Origin of the sequence: Lysobacter sp. yr284 (assembly GCF_900107375.1) — a bacterium.
In the GTDB taxonomy this organism is placed as follows: domain Bacteria; phylum Pseudomonadota; class Gammaproteobacteria; order Xanthomonadales; family Xanthomonadaceae; genus Lysobacter.
Window position 1 is genome coordinate 122,114 of sequence record NZ_FNPT01000012.1, and the last position, 15,288, is coordinate 137,401.

General features: G+C 72.0%; 16 protein-coding genes and 1 tRNA gene. 14 read left to right on the top strand and 3 right to left on the bottom strand.

What is annotated here, in order from left to right; all coding sequences use genetic code 11:
* Positions 1-269: 269 nt before the first annotated feature.
* The 5 genes from dusA (at position 270) to BLV01_RS17255 (ending at position 5,269) form a co-directional block, all read left to right on the top strand.
* A complete protein-coding gene (gene dusA / locus BLV01_RS17235; protein ID WP_091802542.1) occupies positions 270-1,292 on the top strand; it encodes a tRNA dihydrouridine(20/20a) synthase DusA in 1,023 nt (340 codons plus the stop codon).
* Between the two features lie 165 nt (positions 1,293-1,457).
* The gene (locus BLV01_RS17240; RefSeq protein ID WP_091802475.1) at positions 1,458-2,384 is read left to right on the top strand and encodes an arginine deiminase-related protein; all 927 of its coding nucleotides are present in this window, start codon (positions 1,458-1,460) and stop codon (positions 2,382-2,384) included.
* A gap of 2 nt (positions 2,385-2,386) precedes the next feature.
* Positions 2,387-2,902: a hypothetical protein gene (locus BLV01_RS26905; RefSeq protein WP_139178817.1), complete on the top strand. Its 516-nt coding sequence runs from the start codon at positions 2,387-2,389 to the stop codon at positions 2,900-2,902.
* A gap of 60 nt (positions 2,903-2,962) precedes the next feature.
* Positions 2,963-3,646 (top strand): response regulator transcription factor, encoded by a 684-nt coding sequence (locus tag BLV01_RS17250; protein WP_031372686.1) that lies wholly within the window; start codon positions 2,963-2,965, stop codon positions 3,644-3,646.
* 216 nt (positions 3,647-3,862) lie between these two features.
* The gene (locus BLV01_RS17255) at positions 3,863-5,269 is read left to right on the top strand and encodes an ATP-binding protein (RefSeq protein ID WP_091802478.1); all 1,407 of its coding nucleotides are present in this window, start codon (positions 3,863-3,865) and stop codon (positions 5,267-5,269) included.
* A 264-nt stretch (positions 5,270-5,533) separates the two neighbouring features.
* Here BLV01_RS17255 and BLV01_RS17260 read toward each other — a convergent pair whose 3' ends face one another.
* Positions 5,534-6,280 carry a M90 family metallopeptidase gene (locus BLV01_RS17260; protein ID WP_091802481.1) on the bottom strand — a complete coding sequence of 249 codons (747 nt, stop codon included), beginning with the start codon at positions 6,278-6,280 and terminating at the stop codon, positions 5,534-5,536.
* Positions 6,281-6,315: 35 nt separating this feature from the next.
* The gene (locus tag BLV01_RS17265) at positions 6,316-6,597 is read right to left on the bottom strand and encodes a hypothetical protein (RefSeq protein ID WP_091802484.1); all 282 of its coding nucleotides are present in this window, start codon (positions 6,595-6,597) and stop codon (positions 6,316-6,318) included.
* Between the two features lie 146 nt (positions 6,598-6,743).
* Here BLV01_RS17265 and BLV01_RS17270 point away from each other — a divergent pair, with 146 nt between their 5' ends.
* The 9 genes from BLV01_RS17270 to BLV01_RS17310 all read left to right on the top strand — a co-directional run bounded on the left by BLV01_RS17270 (position 6,744) and on the right by BLV01_RS17310 (position 14,283).
* Entirely contained in the window at positions 6,744-8,576 is a 1,833-nt protein-coding gene (locus tag BLV01_RS17270; RefSeq protein ID WP_091802487.1) for a DegV family protein, read from the top strand.
* 130 nt (positions 8,577-8,706) lie between these two features.
* The gene (gene plsY / locus BLV01_RS17275) at positions 8,707-9,375 is read left to right on the top strand and encodes a glycerol-3-phosphate 1-O-acyltransferase PlsY (protein WP_091802490.1); all 669 of its coding nucleotides are present in this window, start codon (positions 8,707-8,709) and stop codon (positions 9,373-9,375) included.
* A complete protein-coding gene (birA, locus tag BLV01_RS17280; RefSeq protein ID WP_091802494.1) occupies positions 9,375-10,370 on the top strand; it encodes a bifunctional biotin--[acetyl-CoA-carboxylase] ligase/biotin operon repressor BirA in 996 nt (331 codons plus the stop codon). Before plsY ends, birA begins: the two co-directional genes overlap by 1 nt.
* Positions 10,367-11,125 (top strand): type III pantothenate kinase, encoded by a 759-nt coding sequence (locus BLV01_RS17285; protein ID WP_091802497.1) that lies wholly within the window; start codon positions 10,367-10,369, stop codon positions 11,123-11,125. Before birA ends, BLV01_RS17285 begins: the two co-directional genes overlap by 4 nt.
* A 23-nt stretch (positions 11,126-11,148) precedes the next feature.
* The gene (locus tag BLV01_RS17290; RefSeq protein WP_091802500.1) at positions 11,149-12,009 is read left to right on the top strand and encodes an SPOR domain-containing protein; all 861 of its coding nucleotides are present in this window, start codon (positions 11,149-11,151) and stop codon (positions 12,007-12,009) included.
* A 91-nt stretch (positions 12,010-12,100) separates the two neighbouring features.
* Positions 12,101-12,176 (top strand) — tRNA-Thr (locus BLV01_RS17295).
* Positions 12,177-12,582: 406 nt separating this feature from the next.
* The gene (rocF, locus tag BLV01_RS17300; protein WP_091802503.1) at positions 12,583-13,506 is read left to right on the top strand and encodes an arginase; all 924 of its coding nucleotides are present in this window, start codon (positions 12,583-12,585) and stop codon (positions 13,504-13,506) included.
* Between the two features lie 141 nt (positions 13,507-13,647).
* Positions 13,648-13,797, top strand: a complete 150-nt coding sequence (locus tag BLV01_RS17305; protein WP_091802506.1) for an entericidin A/B family lipoprotein — start codon at positions 13,648-13,650, stop codon at positions 13,795-13,797.
* Between the two features lie 285 nt (positions 13,798-14,082).
* A complete protein-coding gene (locus BLV01_RS17310; RefSeq protein WP_091802509.1) occupies positions 14,083-14,283 on the top strand; it encodes a CsbD family protein in 201 nt (66 codons plus the stop codon).
* 808 nt (positions 14,284-15,091) lie between these two features.
* Here BLV01_RS17310 and BLV01_RS26645 read toward each other — a convergent pair.
* Positions 15,092-15,288: hypothetical protein (locus BLV01_RS26645; RefSeq protein WP_217633531.1), on the bottom strand; the 197-nt coding region annotated here is incomplete at its 5' end.

Here is a 15,288-nt window from a genome sequence, read left to right on the forward strand (position 1 = left end):
ACGTGAGGGCGGTGTGCAGGAAAGCCGGTTGGGTCGCAATTTTCGGGCGACTGGCGGCACGTTGTACGCGCGGTCCGGCGCGAGCGGCGTGGCGGCTGCGAGGCCGCCGGATGCGCGAGGCCGGGCCGGGCGTCGGGCGAGCCGGCCGGACGCGCCGACGCGGGCGCGGGCCGGGCATCGGGTTTGGCCCGCGTCCATCGCGGGTCTCGGCGCCCGTCCCGGGCCGCGGCGCGGCGGCCGTGCAGGCGCCAGGCCTTACAATGACCGCGATGATCCCGACCCCGCCCGCCGCCGTCTCGCCCGCCATTCCCGCGCCGCAGGTTCGCCTGTCGGTGGCGCCGATGATGGACTGGACCGACTCCCACTGCCGGGTCTTCCATCGCGCCATCGCCCCGCACGCCCGGCTGTATACCGAAATGGTCCACGCCAACGCCGTCATCCACGGCGACCGCGAGCGGCTGCTGGCGATGGATCCGGTCGAGCATCCGGTCGCGCTGCAACTGGGCGGCAGCGAGCCGGCGCTGTTGGCGCAGGCGGCGCGGATCGGTGCGGACTGGGGCTACGACGAGATCAACCTCAACTGCGGCTGCCCGTCCGACCGGGTCCAGGCCGGCCGCTTCGGCGCCTGCCTGATGCGCGAGCCGGATCTGGTCGCCGAATCGGTGGCGGCGATGATCGCCGCCTGCGACGTGCCGGTGACGGTCAAGTGCCGGCTCGGCGTCGACGACGAGCACCGCTTCGAAGTGTTCCTCGACTTCGTCGACCGGGTCGCCGCGGCCGGCTGCCGCAGCTTCGTCGTGCATGCCCGCAACGCCTGGCTCAAGGGCCTGTCGCCGAAGGAGAACCGCGAGGTGCCGCCGCTGCGCTACGACTGGGCCTACCGGCTCAAGCAGGAGCGGCCGCAGTTGCAGGTGGTGGTCAACGGCGGCATCGCCGACCTGGCCGAGGCGACCGCGCACCTGCAGCACGCCGACGGCGCCATGCTCGGCCGCGCCGCCTACCACGACCCTTACCTGCTGCACCGCCTGGACGCGGCCTGGTTCGGCGGCGCCGAGCGCAGCCGCGCCGAGCTGCTGCGCTCGCTGCGGCCGTACGTGGAAGCCCAGCTCGAACGCGGCGTGTTCCTCAAGCACATCGCCCGCCACCTGCTCGGGCTGTTCCACGGCGAGCGCGGCGGGCGCGCGTTCCGCCAGGTCCTCAGCGAAGGCGCGCACCGGCCGGGCGCCGACTGGGCGTTGATCGAGCGCGCGCTGGCGCTCACCGAATCCTTCGCCGCGCGCGATGCCGCCTGAGGCCGCGCCGGCGACGCGGGGCCGGTCGCTTCGCCGCCCGATCAGCCCTGCCGCCGCCGCCGGCCCGCGCCGGGGCGTCCGCGGCCGCCGCTGCGCCGCGCCGGCCCGTCCCGCTGCCCGACCGAGCCCCGCCCGGGGACCGACCCCGTCTTCGAGTCCGAGCCGATGATCACCCGCGACCCGCACGCCTTCTTCGAACACGCCCGCGGCCTGGCCCCGGACTTCGGCTCGGCCATCGCCCGCGCCGCGTTCCTGGTCGCGCCCGACGGCTTCGCCCGCGCCGAGCAATCGGCCGGCGACAACCGCTACATGGCGCAGGCCGAGGCCTTCGACGCCGCCCGCGCCGGCGCCCAGCACCGCGCCCTGCACCAGGCGCTGTCGCAGGTGCTGCCGACAATCTGCTTCGCCGGCGACCCCGACACGCCCGACGCGCTGTTCCCCAACAACGTCTTCGCCACCGCCCGCGCCGCCGGCGCCGCGCCGCGCTACCTGGTCGGGCGCATGCGCCACCCGGTGCGCCAGCGCGAGGCCGAGCGCAGCGACATCCGCCGCTTCTTCGAGGACGTGCTGGGCTACGAGGAAGTCGACCTGTCGCAGCAGCCGCACCCGTGCGAGCTGACCGGCGCGATGGTGATCGACCGTTCGCGCGGGCTCGGCTACGCCGGTCTTTCGGAGCGCTGCGACGAACGCGGCGCGGCGCTGATGCACCGCGCCTTCGGCCTGCGCGCGACCCTGCTGTTCGACCTGGCCGCGGGCGAGTACCACACCAACGTGGTGCTGGCGGTGCTGGCCGGGCGCGCCGCCCTGGTCAGCCCGGCCGGATTCGCCGATCCGGCGGTGGCCGCGGCCATCGCCGGGTTCTACGGCAGCCGCGGGATCGTGCTCGACGCCGCCGAACAGGCCGCCTTCGTCGCCAATGCCATCGCCCTGTCGACGTATACGCTTTGGATGAGCGCGGCCGCGGCCGCGGCGCTGCGCGCGGACACCGCGCAGGCCCTGGCCTCGGCCGGATTCGCCGTGGCGACGGTGGAGCTGGACGCGATCGAGGCCGCCGGCGGCTCGTTGCGCTGCTGCGTCGGCGAGGTGTTCTGAGCATGGCCGGACGCCGCCGACCGTCCGCACGGCCCCGCTGTGACGCGGGTCCGGCCCGGCTGAATGGCGCCCGGGGGGCGCCGGAAAAGTTCAGATCGGATTCACCGCTGCATTTCGAAAATGCCCGCACGTCGTTTATTCGCCGCAACATCGTTCCGCTGGGGGCTAGTCCGAACGCCATGCACATCCGCTCCGCCCGCATCCCGTCGCTGCTGCTCGTCGCCTCCCTGGCGGCCGGCAACGCCTGGGCGCAGCACGACGGCGAGCGCTGGCGCGGCCACGACCGGCGCGAAGGCCAGCAGCAGACCCTGTCCGATTCGGTCCGTCGCTTCGAGAAAGAAAGCGGCGGCGGCCAGGTCCTGAGCGCAGAGCGAGTCCCCTTCGACGGGCGCGACGTCAATCGGGTCAAGGTGGTCGATTCCAGCGGCCGGGTCCGGGTCTACATGGACGATCCGCAGCAGCGCGGGCGCCGCGACGAAGACCGCCCTACACGCCGCGACGACAACAATAACGACTAACCTTCGCTCCGACGGTCCGCAAAACGATCCTGTCGGGCCGAAATCATCAAGGGAGTGCCCATGCGAATTCTGCTGGTCGAAGACGAAGCGCCGCTGCGCGAGACCCTGGCTGCGCGCCTCAAGCGCGAGGGCTTCGCGGTCGATGCCGCGCAAGACGGCGAGGAGGGCCTGTACATGGGCCGCGAGGTGCCGTTCGACCTGGGCATCATCGACCTGGGCCTGCCCAAGATGTCGGGCATGGAGCTGATCAAGGCGCTGCGCGACGAGGGCAAGAAGTTCCCGGTGCTGATCCTGACCGCGCGTTCGAGCTGGCAGGACAAGGTCGAGGGCCTCAAGCAGGGCGCCGACGATTACCTGGTCAAGCCGTTCCACGTCGAAGAGCTGCTGGCCCGCCTCAACGCGCTGGTGCGCCGCGCCGCCGGCTGGAGCAAGCCGACCCTGGAATGCGGGCCGGTCATGCTCGACCTGGCCGCGCAGACGGTCAGCGTCAACGGCGGCAACGTCGACCTGACCAGCTACGAGTACAAGGTGCTGGAATACCTGATGATGCACGCCGGCGAGCTGGTCTCGAAGGCCGACCTCACCGAACACATCTACCAGCAGGACTTCGACCGCGACTCCAACGTGCTGGAAGTGTTCATCGGCCGCCTGCGCAAGAAGCTCGATCCCGATGGCGCGCTCAAGCCGATCGAGACCGTGCGCGGCCGCGGCTACCGTTTCGCGATTCCCCGCAGCGGCGATTGAGCCGCTCGCCCGCCGACCGCGCACGTTGACAGCATTCGCGCGGCGGCGATCCAATAGGCCGCCGCTTTCGCGGCGGCATGCCCATTTCCCGGCCGACATCGCGCCGGCGATGGTTTCCCCAGTTCGGTCCCAGGAGCAGTTCGGACCCATGCGGCCCGCGCCACCCACCGCAGCGGCCCAGACGGTCCTGTCGGCCGCAACCGCCCGGCGGTCGCCATGAGCTGGGGCCAGCCGCGTTCGCTGCGCGCGCGCCAGTTGCTCGCCGCCAGTCTCGGCCTGCTCGCCTTCCTCGCCCTGGCCGGCGTGGCGCTGGACCGTGCGTTCCTGGAAACCGCCGAAAACAACCTGCGCCAGCGCCTGACCAGCTACGCGCTGGCCTACGCCGCCGACACCGACTTCGGCCGCGGCGGCGAGATCATCCCGCCCTACGACCCGCCGGACCCGCGCTTCGACCGCCCGGGCAGCGGCCTGTACGCGGAAGTGATCCTGCCCAACGGGCATTGGGATTCGATGTCGGCGCAAGGCCCGGTGCTGCCCGACGGCGGCATGCTCAAGCCGGCCGAGGAATCCTTCGAAGGCCCGCTGCCGCTGACCGAGATCAACGGCAAGCCCGGCGAGGCCTACCGCTACGGGCGCGGGCTGATCTGGAGCGTCGACGGCGATCCCAAGAGCGAGTTCCAGTACACGATCTTCATCCTCGAGGACACCAGCGCGCTGCGCCACCAGGTCGGCGTGTTCCGCCAGGCGCTGTGGCGCTACCTCGGCGGCGCCGGCGTGATCCTGCTGCTGCTGCAGGCGCTGATCATGCAGTGGAGTCTGCGTCCGCTGAAGCGCGTGATCGAGGAGCTCAAGCGCGTGCAGCGCGGCATGGCCTCGCGCATGAGCGAGCGCCACCCGCGCGAGCTGGAGCCGCTGACCGAGAGCATCAACGCCTTCATCGAGAGCGAGCGCGAGAACCTGGACCGCCAGCGCAACACCCTGGCCGACCTCGCCCACAGCCTGAAGACGCCGCTGGCAGTGCTGCGCGCGCGCCTGGACGACGACAGCGGCGCGCAGATGGACCAGGAGCTGCGCGAGGACCTGGACCTGCAGCTGCGGCGGATGAACGAGCTGGTGTCCTACCAGCTCGCGCGCGCCGCCTCGGGCGGCCACGCGCTGTTCGCCGCGCCGATCGCGATCGAGCCGCACGCCGAGGAGATCGTGCGCGGGCTGGAGAAGGTGTACGCCGCCAAGGGCATCCTGTGCGAATTCGATCTCGCCGACGGCGTGCAGTTCCACGGCGAGCCGGGCGACCTGCAGGAGCTGCTCGGCAACTTGCTGGAGAACGCGTTCAAGTGGGCCAACGCGCGGGTGCTGCTGACGGTCAAGCCCGGCGAGACCGCGGCCCAGCGCCGCCCCGGCCTGCTGCTGGCGGTCGACGACGACGGCCCCGGCATCCCGGCCGAGAAGGTCGCCACGATCCTGCAGCGCGGCGTGCGCGGCGACGAGCGCGTGCAAGGCCACGGCATCGGCCTGGCGATCGTGCAGGACCTGGTGCGCGGGTATCGCGGCACGCTCGACGTCACCGCGTCGGAAGAGCTGGGCGGTACCCGTTTCGAAGTGAAGTTGCCGCCGGGGTTGTAAGCGCGAAGGTGCTTCGAGCGGCGGCGCCTTGGTGTGGCAGGGCTTTCAGGCCCGATGCTTTCCGCTCCGTCGCGGTGGCGGTCCAGGCGAGCTGAGCCAAGAGCGTCGGGGCTGAAGCCCCTCCCACAAAGGCTGCGGCTGCGAAGCGCGCTGGGCGGCTGTTGTGGCAGGGCCTTCAGGCCCGACGCCTTCCGCTCCGCTGCGATGAAGGTTGCGAGCGAGCTGAGCCGAAAGCATCGGCGCTCGAGCCGCTCCCACAAGAACTCACGCGAACGGCGATTCGCCATACAGGCGGCGCAGGTGGTCGGCCACCTGCGGCATCGCCTCGCGCAGCAGGCGCGGGTCGCTGAAGTGGTACTCGGTGGCGACCGCGAAGAATTCTTCCGGCGCTTCGCCCGCATACGGGTCGATCGGCACCTCGCGTCCGCTGTCGACGTCTTCGACGAACGCGTCGTACGCGCGCTGGAAGTCGCGCGCCCATTCGCGCTGCCACGGCCGCGGCAGCGGCGGGGTGCCGTCTAGGGCGTCGTCGAGCGCGTCGAGCTTGTGCGCCATTTCGTGCGCGGCCACGCAGAAGCCCGCGCGCGGGTCGGCGCAGTCGGCGGCGACGTCGGCCCAGGACAGGATCAGCGGCCCGGCTTCCCAGGATTCGCCGATCAGCTCGTCTTCCCATTCGTGCAGCACGCCGGCCGCGTCGAGATGGGTGCGGCCGACCCGGAACGCGTCGGGATAGACGATCAGCTGCGACCAGCCGCGCAGGCCTTCGGCGCCGAACTCCAGCAGCGGCAGGCAGCACAGCGCGGCCAGTTGCGCGCGCTGCAGCTCGCCGAGTTCGAACTCGCCGATGGGGCTGATGGTCTTCTCGTGCAGGAAGCGCGCGCTCAATTCGCGCAGGCGCTCGCGCCGCGGCGCGTCCAGGGCCTGCGCCCACGGCACGGCGGCGACGGTGTCGCGCCACAGGGTGTCGTCGATGGCGGCGGGGCGCCGCAACCGGCGCAGGAACTCGAACACGGCAAACCCGGCAGGAAGCGGGCGGCGCGCTCAGATCAGCGGAACATGCCCGGCAGGAAATTATGCCAGCGCGGCGACTGCAGCCGGTTGCCGGGGTCCGAGTCGCTGTGCACGCTCGGCTTGGCCTTGGTGTCGCGCGCGGTCTGCGGCGCGGCGCCGTTGCCGCCGCGGGCCTGGGTACGCGCCGGCGCGTCCTTGACCGCGCCGCCGGAGGAGCAGGCGTCGTTCGGACTCAGCTTGTTGACCTCGCGCGCGCTGGCCTGCGCCACGGCCAGGCTCGCGGACAGGGACAGCAGGCACAGGCAGATCCGTAACATGGCGGAATCCTAGGAGCGGCGCGGCCTCGAGGGTCGCGGCAGCTGCCGACTATAGCGCGAAAACCGTACCGAATCCGGCGGCTCGCGGCGGAGCCCATTGTGCGCCGCAGCAATCCGTGGCACGCATTTGCGCCAGACTCGCGTTCATGCCGACGCCCCGCCCGCCGTTGACCGCCCCGGCCCTGCGCCGGGCCTTGATCGCCGGCGCGCGCCGGGTCATCGCCGGGCGCGAGGCGCTCAACCGCATCAACGTGTTCCCGGTCGCCGACGGCGACACCGGCAGCAATCTGGCGCATACCCTCGGCAGCCTGCTGAACGGGGCGCTGAGCCGGCGCAGCCGGCACATCGGCGAACTGCTCAAGCGGGTCGGCGACGACGCCATCGACGGCGCCCGCGGCAACTCGGGAGCGATCCTGGCCCAGTTCCTGTTCGGCGTGGCCGAGTACGCCCGCGCCCAGCCCGCGCTGGACGCGGCGACCCTGGCCGCGGCGGTGCGCCACGGCGCCGGCAACGCCCGCGCGGCGCTGGCGCATCCGGTCGAGGGCACCATCCTCAGCGTCATCAACGCCTTCGCCGATGCGCTGGACGAGGCCGCGCGCGCCAGCGCCGACGGCGACCCGCGGCCGGGCTTCGCCCGCGCCCTGGTCCAGGCGCGCAGCGCGCTGGCGCGCACGCCGCTGCAGATGGCGGTGTTGCAGCGCGCCGGCGTGGTCGACGCCGGCGCGCAAGGCTTCGTCGACCTGCTCGAGGGCATCGCCGAATTCGTCGACGGCGGCCCGCGCGCGCTGCGCGTGCGCGGCGCGGCCGCGGCGGCCAACGACGGCTGCGGCGCGGGCCATGGCGAAGCCGTGCCGGTCGCGCACGATGCGGTCGATCCGCAGCGGCGCTGGTGCAGCGAATGCCTGCTGCTGGGCGAGAACCTGCCGCGCGAGGCGTTGCGCGACGAACTCGAAGCGCTCGGCGCCGATTCGCTGGTGCTGGCCGGCGGCGCCGCCCGGCTGCGCGTGCACGGCCACGTCGGCTCGCCGCAGGCGCTGTTCGACGCCTGCGCGCGCTTCGGCACGGTCGAGGGCATGAAGGCCGACGACATGCTGGCGCAGCAGCGCAGCATCGAGCGCGCGCAGGCGCTGGCGGTGGTCACCGACAGCGCCGCCGACCTGCCCGAGGAACTGGCCGAGCGCTACCGTATCGCGGTGGTGCCGGTGCGGGTGTCGGTGGACGGGCGCGACTATCTCGACAAGGCCGGGCTGAGCACGGCCGAGTTCTACCGGCGCATGGCCGCCGGCGCCGACCTGCCGCGCACCAGCCAGCCGCCGCCGGGCGATTTCCGCCGGGTGTTCGATTTCCTCGCCGGCCATCGCCGGCAGGTGCTGTACGTGGGGTTGTCGCGCGCGGTCTCGGGCACTTTGCAGGCCGGCGAACAGGCGGCCGCGCGCAGCGACGGGCAGCGGGTGCGGGTGTTCGACACCGGCAACGCCGCCGGCGGCCTGGCGCTGCTGGCCTGGCGCGCGGCCGAACTGGCCGCCGACGGCATCGCCCTGGAGGCGGTGCTGGCGGAACTGGAGCGGCTCAAGCCGCTGACCTCGACCTGGGCGATGGCCCGCGACATCTCCCACGCCGTGCGCGGCGGCCGCATCCCGCCGTGGGCCGGGCCGCTGGTGCGCTGGACCGGGCTGACCCCGATCGCGCGGATCCGCGCCGACGGCCGCCTGGGCGTGAGCGGCGGCGTGTTCGCCCGCGCCGGCGCGCCGGAGGCGTTCGCCGGCTACATCGCCCGGCGCAGCTCGCGCCGGCAGCGCTGGCGCGCCATCGTCGGCCATTGCGACGCGCGCGCCGACGGCGAGCGTTTGCTCGAAGCGCTGCGGCGGCGGCTCGACCTGGAGCAGGCGTTCCTGGTCGAGACCGGGCCGGCGCTGGGCGCGCACGCCGGGCGCGGCGCGTTGCTGGTGTCGCTGCAGCCGGTGCCCGGCGCGGTGTGAGCGCTGTTGCGGCAGGGCCTTCAGGCCCGATGCGCTTTTGCCGGATCGCAGCGATCTGGGCGGAAAGCAGCGCGCCTGAAGGCCCTGCCACAGGAGCGCAATTCCCGCCGTCTCGCGCATAATCCGCGCCATGCCGTTTGCCGATTTCGCGCCCCTGCTGTCCGTCGCCTTCCCGCAGCCGCGCTCGCTGGCGCTGCTGGCCGCGGCGTATGCGCTGGGCTCGGTCTCCGGCAGCCTGGTCCTGGGCAAGCTGCGCGGGGTCGACATCCGCACCCAGGGCAGCGGCAACGCCGGCGGCACCAACGCGCTGCGCACCCAGGGCGCGCGCTTCGCCCTGGGCGTGGTCGCCATCGACATCGGCAAGGGCGCGCTGGCCGCGTGGCTGGCGCTGCGCTACGCGCCGGTCGGCACGGTCACCGCGCACGGTTACCTGGCCGCGTTCGCGGCGGTGCTGGGGCATGTCTGGCCGCTGTGGCACGGCTTCCGCGGCGGCAAGGGCGTGGCGACCCTGGTCGGCGGCCTGCTGGTGCTGTGGCCGTTCGTGGTCCCGGCGCTGCTGCTGGTGTGGGGCGCGACCATCGCCCTGAGCGGCTACGTCGGCCTGGCCAGCGTGATCGCCGCGCTGAGCCTGCCGCTGCTGGCCTGGTACGGCGATGCCGGCGCGCCGCGGCTGTGGTTCTGCATCGCGGCGGCGGCGCTGGTGGTGTTCACCCATCGCGGCAACCTGGCGCGTTTGCGCGCCGGCACCGAATCGCGCTTCGCGCGGGCGCGGCTGCTGCATCGCTGGCGCCGGGGCTGATGGACGATCGCGCGCTGTTGCAACGCCTGATCGCGGGTCCGGCCACCGGCGATGCGCTCGCCGCGGCCTCGGGCCAGACCCGCGCCGCGGTGTGGAAGCGGATCGAGGCGCTGCGTGAGGCCGGGGTCGCGATCGAGGCCAAGCCCGGGCGCGGTTATGCGCTGTCGCAGCCGCTGGACCTGCTCGACGCGGACGCGATCGCGGCCGCGTTGTCGGCGCCGGCGCGCGCGCGGCTGGACTCGCTGGAAGTCGCCTGGAGCATCGATTCGACCAACAGCGAACTGCTGCGCCGAAGCACGCCCGCGCGCGGCGCGGCGGTGCTGCTGGCCGAGCGCCAGACCGGCGGCCGCGGCCGTCGCGGCCGGGTCTGGGCCTCGCCGCTGGCGGCGCACCTGTACCTGTCGCTGGCGCGCGCGTTCGGCGGCGGCCTGGCGCGGTTGGGCGGGCTGAGCCTGGTCGCCGGCATCGCCGCGGCGCAGGCGCTGCACGTGCTGGGCTTCGCCGCGGTGCGGTTGAAATGGCCGAACGACCTGGTCGCGCTCGACGGCGACGGCCTGCGCAAGCTCGGCGGCCTGCTGGTCGAAGGCGGCGGCGAATACGCCGGGCCGGCGCGCGCGGTGATCGGGCTGGGCCTCAACGTGCGCATGCCGGCGGCCGCGGCGGCGCAGATCGACCAACCCTGGTGCGACTTGGCCGGGCTGGCGGGCGCGCAGGCGCCGAGCCGCGACGCGGTCGTGGCGGCCTTGCTGGACGCGCTGTTGCCGGCGCTGGACGAATTCGACGCGCAGGGCCTGGCGCCGTTCCTCGACCGCTATGCCGGGTTCGACGCGCTCGCCGGGCAGGCGGTCAGCGTGCTCGGCAACGATCGCGAGCACCGCGGGGTGGCGCTGGGGCTGGCCGACGACGGCGCCCTGCGCGTGCGCCTGGACGACGGCGAGGAACGCCGCTTCCACGCCGGCGAAGTCAGCGTGCGCCGCAGCGGGGCGATGCGGTGAACGCGTGGCTGTTCGACCTCGGCAACACCCGGCTCAAGTGCGCGCCGTTGCGCGCCGACGGGCGTCCCGGCGACGCGCTGGCGCTGGCGCACCGCGAAGAGGACATCGCCGCCGCGCTGGCGCAGGCGCTGCCGCGCGAGCGCATCGACGCGGCCTACCTGGCCAGCGTCGCCCATCCCGCGCAGCGCATGGCGGTGCTGCAGGCGCTGAGCGCGCGTTGCGGCCGCATCTCCATCGCCCGCACCCAGCCGCGGTTCCGCGCTCAGGGCTTCGGCGAGGTGCGCATCGCGTATGCCGAGCCGCACAAATTCGGCGTGGATCGTTTCCTCGCCTTGCTCGGCGCGCATGCGCAGGCGCGCGGCGCGAGCCTGATCTGCGGCGTCGGCACCGCCCTGACCATCGACCTGCTCGACGCCGACGGCTTGCACCACGGCGGCCTGATCGCGCCGTCGCCGACGCTGATGCGCGAAGCGCTGCATGCGCGCGCGCCGCAATTGCCCGAGCACGGCGGCCGCGCGCTCGACTTCGCCGCCGATACCGAGGACGCGCTGGCCTCCGGCGCCGACGGCGCGGCCATCGCATTGATCGAGCGCAGCCTGGCGCGCGCCGCGCAGCGCCTGGGCACGCCACCGCGGCTGCTGCTGCACGGCGGCGGCGGCGACGCGCTGATGGCGGCGCTGCCGACGGCGCAGGCCGCGCCCGCGCTGGTGCTGGAAGGGCTGGCGATCTGGGCCGCGGTCGAGACTCCGCGCTGAGCGCGGCAGGCTAGAATCGCCGCATGCTCATTCGCGCCCTCATCGTCCTGTTGGCCGCACTCAATATCGGCGTCGCCGCGTGGTGGATCGCGCGGCCTGCGCCGCCCGCGCCGGCCGCGGAAACATTGCCGTTGGGCGTGGCCCGGCTGCAGTTGGTCGACGAAGGCAAGCGTGCGGCGAAGCCTGTGGCGGCGCGCGCGACGGGGCAGGGCGAGGCGCTGCAGGCGCGGCCGCTCGACGCGGCGCGCGCGGCAGCCAAGCCTGGCGAGGCCGCGCCGGCCCAGGCCAAGGCAGCGGCCGACAGCGTCGCGCCGACCAAGCCCGGTGAAGACAGCGCCGGCGAACACCAGACCGATGAGCGCAAGCCGCTGGCCGGCGAATCCGCTGCAGCGCCGCCGCCCGCGCCGGCACCCGCGGCGCCGGCGGCGAAGCCGCAGTGCTTCAGCGTCGGCCCGTTCGCCGATACCGCCGCCGCCGACGCGGCGCGCGCCAAATTGCTGCCGCTGGCCCAGAAAGTGTCGAGCCGCACGCTGTCCGGCGGCGGCAATTCGCGCGGCTGGCGGGTCTATTTGCCGGCCGCCAGCGCCGAAGCCGCGCAGGCCACCGCGCAGCGCATCCGCGCCGCCGGCTTCAACGACCTGTTCGTGATGAGCGGTGCGGAGGCCAACGCGATCGCGCTGGGCCGCTTCCGCAACGAGGAATCGGCGCGCAAGCGCGGCGCGGAGCTGGCCGCGGCCGGTTTCGCGGCCAAGGTCGAGGCGCTGGGCGAAAGCAACGGCCAGGTCTGGCTGGATGCGGCCACTGTCGTGTCCAAGGGCGAAGCCCTGCGCGTGGCCGCCGGCGCGCAGCGCTGGCGCGGCATTTCCTGCGACAAGGTGCGCTGAGCGCCGGTCCGCCGCGTGGCTGCCCCGCGGCCGCGCCGGCGCGATAGAATGGCCCGGCCGGCGCGCAGCGTCGCCGGCTCCGCGTTTCGCTGCCGCTTTAGCTCAGTTGGTAGAGCACTCGCCTTGTAAGCGAGCGGTCGTCCGTTCGATTCGGACAAGCGGCACCACGTGAATCCGGGTAAAAACAACCGCCCGGCCACACCATCCGAAGGTCGCTTGCGATCCGGGCCCACCCCGACTACGCCAGGCGCCCGCGCTGCGCCTCAATCGCGCCCGCCTGGTCGGCCCCTGCGCGCTGGCGCCTCAACAAGCCGCTGATCGCGCGGTATTCGCGGCGCTTTCCCGCGCTGGGCATCCCCCCGCGAAGCCAACGCGCATCCCACTTCAGGCTTTGCCGTCCCGGCCGCTCCGCCGCGCCACCATGGCCCCCTCACCGCGCAGCCTCTAAAATGGCCGCATCGTCGGCGGCCGCAACGGCCCTGTTGCGGCGATCGCGCGGTGCCGCCGGCACTGGCGCGTTCACCTTACGATGCCGCGCCGTGGCTTGTCCGGCGCGGCGCAGAGGACATTCGCATGAGTCGCACTTATCCCCTCGTTTCGCTGATCGGTGCGCCCACCGACGTCGGCGCCGGCCACCGCGGCGCGCGTCTGGGGCCCGAAGCGCTGCGCATCGCCGGGCTCGGCGAGGCGCTGGTCGCGCGCGGCGTCGACGTGGCCGATCGCGGCAATCTCGACGGCCCGCGCAATCCGTGGCAGAAGCCGGTCGCCGGCTACCGCCACCTGGCCGAAGTGGTGGCGTGGAACCGCGCGGTGATGGACGCGGTCGGCGCGGAACTGCGCATCGGCCGCCTGCCGATCCTGCTCGGCGGCGATCACTGCCTGGGCCTGGGTTCGATCACCGCGGTCGCGCGCTACTGCCGCGACACCGGCAAGCAACTGCGGGTGCTGTGGCTCGATGCGCACGCCGACTTCAACACCAGCCAGGTCACGCCCTCGGGCAACATCCACGGCATGCCGGTGTCGTGCCTGTGCGGCATCGGCCCGGAAGAGCTGACCCGCCTGGGCGGCGACGCGCCGGCGATGCGGCCCGACGAGATCCGCCAGATCGGCATCCGCTCGGTCGATCCGGGCGAGAAGCAGCTGATCCAGCAGCACGGCCTGGACGTCTACGACATGCGCTACATCGACGAGATCGGCATGCGCCGGGTCATGGAGGAGGCGCTGGAGGGCATGGACGAGAACACCCACCTGCACGTCAGCTTCGACGTCGACTTCCTCGACCCGAGCATCGCGCCGGGCGTGGGCACCACGGTGCCGGGCGGCCCGAACTACCGCGAAGCGCAGCTGGTGATGGAAATGATCGCCGACAGCGGCCGGATGGGGTCGCTCGACATCGTCGAGCTCAACCCGATCCTGGACAAGCGCAACCGCACCGCCAAGCTGGCGGTGGACCTGGTCGAGAGCCTGTTCGGCAAGTCGACCCTGATGTGCGACTGAGGCCGCGGCGCGGCTGGATGAATCGGCGCTGACGCCGGCCGCTGCACGCCGGCTTCACATTCGCTCGCGTCTTATCCGGACCCAGGACGCTGCCGCTGGCGCGGCCGATTCGCTATCCGCAACGACGACCAAGGAGATCCCATGAAGCGTTTGACTGCCCTGCTGCTGCTGGCCCTGTTCTCGATCGGCACCCTGACCGCGTGCAACACCATCGCGGGCGCGGGCAAGGACGTGAAGAAGGCCGGCGAGAAGGTCGAAGAGAAGGCCGAGGACGTGCGCGACGGCAAGTGACGCGCAGCGGTTTTCCGCAGTTCGACGACGAAGGCCGGGGCGACCCGGCCTTCGTTTTTTTTATGCCTGCGTTTTGCGCCGCCGATTTGCGCCGCCGCTCGCGATCGCAAGCTGAAGGATTCAAAGCGTTCATCGAGGTCAAGCGACGCCTAACGCAATCGTGACCGTTCGCGAATGCCTGCGCTGCGAAGCTGTCCTGGCGATACCGGCCAGCCGCAAGCGCACCGCCGCAAGGACGAAGCGCGACGCGTGCCGTAACGCTTTCCCCCAACGAGGAGTCGAACGATGAACAAAGACATCATTGCTGGCAAGTGGACCCAGATCAAAGGCAAGGCCAAGGCCAAGTGGGGCGACCTGACCGACGACGTGTTCGATGTCGCCGAAGGCAATTCCGAATACCTGGCCGGCAAGCTGCAGGAACGCTACGGCTGGGAACGCGACCGGGCCGAGAAGGAAGTCCGCGAGTTCGGCGAGACGTTGAACTGATCGACGCGCTTGGGTCGAGTGCGCTGTAGTTCGCGCACTTGGCTGCGCGTGTGGACCGCGGGTGAGGGCATCTGCGGCTTTGTTTGAAGGCCGCGGCGGCGCTTTGCGCCGTCGCGGTTCGATGGTGGATCGGATCGATCGCAGGCCGGGCGGAAGTCCGGCCTTTTTCGTGGGCGGGCGATGGCCGATGTCGAGTTCGGTGTGCGGGATCTTGATCGGAAGAACAAAGGCTCGGGCTATCGCGCTCCTCCGATGTCGGTTCTTTCCTTCCCCGCCATAGCCGTCATTCCAGCGAAAGCCGGAATCCATTTTGATTTGGCTGTTGCTGTTGCTTTCGCTTTTGCTTGGTCTCCACCTCGAACAAGGCCCATGTTTCGCAGACCCGGAGGGCGCGCGCATGGATGCGCGCGTGCGCCGTAGGGGCAGGATGCCCCTTACGGCGCAGCCCGGCGCGCGGTGCTGGACCTAGTGGCTCGTGACCTTAGACAAGCGTTTTTCTTTGGTTACTTTCTTTTGGCGCGCTGCCAAAAGAAAGTAACTCGGCCGCTTGCGGACGAAAGCCTTTGATTGTCGCCTGTCGTCACTCGTTCGTTAACGACGGCAGCAGAGTTGCGTATCCGACTGTAGGAGCGGTGCAAGCCGCGACCGCGAAAACGCAACTACGACGAAACTGTCGCAGTCGCCGTTGTGGCGCGGTCGCGGCTTGCGCCGCTCCTACAGGGGGCGTGCCGCGGTGGGTTCGGCCTTTGGGTGTTCTTACGTGCGATCACAAGCGAACATCAAGGGCTTCCGTCCGCAAGCGGCCGGGTCACTTTCTTTGTCCAAAGCCACAAAGAAAGTAACCAAAGAAAAGGCATTGCTGTTTCGAATCAAGAGCCACTAGGTCCAGCACCGGGCGCGGGGCCGCGCCATAAGGGGCATCCTGCCCCATGGCGCGCGTGCGCATCCATGCGCACGCCCTGCGGGGCTGCGAAACTTTGGCCTCGGGTGGAGATGCGTCAAAGC